The sequence below is a fragment of the Hydrocoleum sp. CS-953 genome, assembly GCF_002260545.1.
Taxonomy (GTDB): domain Bacteria; phylum Cyanobacteriota; class Cyanobacteriia; order Cyanobacteriales; family Microcoleaceae; genus Trichodesmium.
In genome coordinates, this window is sequence record NZ_LGSU01000635.1 from 1 (window position 1) to 3,990 (window position 3,990).

The following is a 3,990-nucleotide window of genomic DNA, read 5'->3' on the forward strand; positions in this document are numbered from 1 at the left end:
GCTCAAGTCAAGACTATTAATTGTAAAGGATTTCAATTTTATTAATGTCCTAACACTTGTGTGTAATGCTTATAGATAAATGTTGTCACCTTAGAATTAAAGTTAGATTGACAATAAACAGGAATTATGATATATAAATCAAAATTAATTGAAATACTTACAGGCAAAAATCGCGGTTTACTAGCAAGTAAAAATGATCGACAAGAAATTTTGGCAGCGATCGCTCAGTTAGAAGATTACAATCCTAACCTCCGTCCCTTGGAAGTAAAAGAGCTATTAAATGGTAATTGGAGATTACTTTATACTACCAGCCAAGAATTACTACGCATTGACAATTTTCCATTCCTGAAACTAGGCGAGATTTATCAATGTATCCGAGTTGAAGATACAGCAATCTATAATATTGCTGAAGTATATGGTTTACCATTTTTAGAGGGAATTGTTAGTGTTGTTGCTCAATTTGAGATTGTTTCGGAAAAACGAGTAAATGTTAAATTTAATCGTTCAATTTTGGGTTTGCAAAGTTTAATTGGTTATCAATCACCTAACAAATTAATTACTGAAATAGAATCAGGAAAAAAATTTACCGCCGTTGATTTTGACATCCAAAATCGTGAACAAAAGGGATGGTTAGATATTACATATTTAGATGAAGATTTACGAATCGGAAGAGGTAACAAAGGAAGTGTATTTGTACTAATAAAAGTTTAATCCTACATTTTCCACGACAAAATGTAGTATAAAAATAGGATTCAGGAGATTGAAGCTTATAGAGGTTTTCACTCATGTTGACTACAAAAATTCTTCCTTCTTCCTTCTTCCTTCTTCCTTCTTCCTTCTTCCTTTAAACCCAAATATCTGTACTCTATATTAATGAAAACTGCTATAATTAGAAATCTTCTATAAGAGAACCTAAGCGCTGCAATAAAGGATCTGATTCTGTTATTGATTCTTCAGCAGATAAATTTGCTTCTGCTTCTCCTTCTGTGGGTTTAGTAGAAGTTAATTCTTGGTCCTGAGTAGTCTTAACAATAGGTACTTCTAGTTGATTAATACCTGCTTCTAGTTGATTAATACCTGCTTCAATTTTTGGCAATTCTGCCTTAAAAGCCTGCAAAACTTCAAGAAATTTATCATCAAAATTCAATTGCATTTGAGTCAAGAGTTGATTAATTTGACTCAAGTTTCTTTTCAGGTCATTTAATTGACTTATATTATTAGATTCATTCAATTCACTAGCAGCAAATTTTTTTTCCAACTCAGAAAAATGTTGAGTCAACTTTTCATAAATTCTGTGTTCTAGACGTTGCAAATTTGATGCAGATTGAGCTAATTCTGTAGACGAAGATACATACAAAAATTGCCATAGAGCTTGCTTACAGAGATTACTAAAAGTTTGGTATTTTTGGGAATTCAACTCTTTTTCAATAGCTGCCAACAACTGCTTATCTGCTGCCTCTTCTGTAAAAAATACTTCTTTTTTCTGATTTTTTTCCCACAACATCCGCTAATATTTTAATTAACTTAGACAAAGCACAATATCAAGTATTCTACTCATTAATTGATAATGGATAATGAATAATGGATAATTACCTCTTTAACAATTGGTAATGAACAATGGATAATGGATAATTATTTTCATGTAGCATTTCATGCCGCGCAGCAAAAGCGAAACATTAACAGCTTTTTGACCTTGGGTTAAATAAAAGGCCACCCCAAGCACTGGATGGTTGAGTCGGGGTTGAGATATCCTCCTAAATTTCAAAAAAAGTCAATCATGCCGAGTGCTGACTGCTATTTAATTATTAATTATCCATTGGTAAATATTGTTTTGTTTAAGAAATATCTTAGCTACTATAGACAATAATCCAGTTTGTCATCCAATATTCAACTTTACTTTACTGTTTTTAGAGGACAAAGAAAATTTCTGTTCTACTCTGTCCCCATTATTTTTTACTTCCAGATACAGAAACAACTAGAGTAAGAATATACTGCTCTACTCAATTTTAGATTGGGCTTTGACATTGAGGTGATTCATATTCTACTATAATTAATAGCTTCAAATATCTTGAATCTAATGTCCCACTAAGGAACAACTTACTTAGATATTGCTAATTGAGCTTCCCCATAGATGTATTGTCCCAGAGCATTTGCTTCTCTAGGTGGTTGAGCCAAATGAGCTTTCAGACCTGCCTCTTGGAGTAGCCTTTGCAAATCTTCCCGGAAAAAATCTGCCCCACCACCAGCAAGAACAACATCAGTAACCCTTTCTGGTATCCACTTAATCAAACGGTCACAAAGTTTAGCGGCAAAAACTTTACGCAATTCAGGTACAATACCGTCTAGATTAATAGGTTTTGTTGCACCCCTGGGACGATAGGAACGCTGACCTTCAGGTTTATGGACAGCTTGCAACAAATACAGAGATTGAGGATCTGCTCCCTCAATCTTAGTAGCCACATCCTCATAAAACTGGCTCATAGCAAAAGGTTCACTCTTAGAAGCTGCCCTAGCAAACCGGAAACGGTCTACCATCAAGAAATCGGTGGTTTGATGGCCAATATCAACAATAGCAAGGGATAATTTGGGCAATTCTGGCTGAAATTCTTTACCATGATTAGCTTCAGACCACAGCAAACTGCCATATCCTTCTGGCATTACCCAAACCTTGTTAATTCTAATTTCTACAGGTTCACCGCCTCGATAAGACATTTGATGAGGACATTGCAGTTGGCTAATAATTTGTGCCTTTTCCTTTTCAAATTGCTCTTGAGAATAGAAAGGCAAACCCATCACAACCGAAAATTCTCCTTTGAGCTGAAAATAGCCAGCACAGGCCAAAATTTTAATTAAAGCATCTTCAACTTTCGACTTAGCAAAAGATCGTTCATCACCAAATAGATTAGCTCCAAAGTCAGCAGCTAATTGACCTACAGCATATCCAGATCCCTGATATTCTAGCCACATATCTAATAAAGGGTCTGTAGCTTTAGACTCAAAATTACCAGCTCTGACTTGATCTACACTTAATTGTTTGACATTGGCTGGAATAAAAACTACACCATTTGGCGTACGACTCACACAAGCTTTAGTCGCTGTTCGTCCCAAGTCGGCACTAAGAATTGCTTTTTTACTGACATTGGATGGTTTCTGGGTCAGCATTGCTGCTGCTGCTGGCTGTTTAATTACCATTAGGTTGTATTACCTCACTAAACTCTTAAATCAAAATATTACCGTTATTGAAAGTCCTAAATTTCTATTTATATAGCGCTACCCGCTAGGGAATAGGGAATAGGGAATAGGGAATAGGGAATAGTATACTATCAAAGGGTTTCAGGATTTATAAATCTCCTAACCTTCATGCGTAACGCTATATCTATTAAGGAATTAAGACCAACGGGACGAATGGCACTAAGGGACTCAAATCGCCTGACAAAATTAATAATTATACAAGATAGAGTTACCAATGGATAATTGATAATTGATAATTAATCAATCGGGCTTTATTGCCTCTCCTAATACTAATAATGGATAATTGATAATTATGGAAAGCGTTCCCCAAAGCTTGACCTTTGTCATGCTCCGCAAACCCTTTTCATGTCGGGAAGCGCTTCATGTCGGCGACAGCCGAAAACCAAAATAATTATCCATTATCAATTGTAAAAGAGGTAATTATCCATTATTCATTATTCAGTTAATGAAAGTACCTTCACAAATTTCAGTCAACTCGATAATACTTCATAAAAACATAATCACATAATACAGGTCTTTATTTTGTCAGTCTGACCACGACTGACTGTTAGCATTTGCGTAGCATTCCGTAAGGAAAGCTCCTCAGTTTGCGCAGCATTCCGCAGGAAAGGAGGCACTATAACACCATGCCATTTGCTTCAAGTCGGGAGACCTGTCCAAGGTATTCACACCTCTATGGGATAGTTAAAAGCATAAAAGTTGCCCGGTAGTGCGTCAAGGAAGTGTGGGAAGTGTGGG

Annotated in this window: 3 protein-coding genes; 1 reads left to right on the forward strand and 2 read right to left on the reverse strand. The window is 35.8% G+C overall.

The window, feature by feature from the left end:
- Positions 1-126: 126 nt before the first annotated feature.
- Complete coding sequence (locus AFK68_RS07125) at positions 127-711, forward strand: PAP/fibrillin family protein (RefSeq protein WP_094672157.1); 585 nt, start codon at positions 127-129, stop codon at positions 709-711.
- A gap of 178 nt (positions 712-889) precedes the next feature.
- On the opposite strand, the gene AFK68_RS07130 is transcribed toward AFK68_RS07125, so the two are convergent.
- On the reverse strand, positions 890-1,504 hold the full coding sequence (locus tag AFK68_RS07130; protein WP_094672158.1) for a hypothetical protein: 615 nt from the start codon (positions 1,502-1,504) through the stop codon (positions 890-892).
- A 593-nt stretch (positions 1,505-2,097) separates the two neighbouring features.
- A complete protein-coding gene (locus AFK68_RS07135) occupies positions 2,098-3,192 on the reverse strand; it encodes a ParM/StbA family protein (protein ID WP_094672159.1) in 1,095 nt (364 codons plus the stop codon).
- Positions 3,193-3,990: the final 798 nt, after the last annotated feature.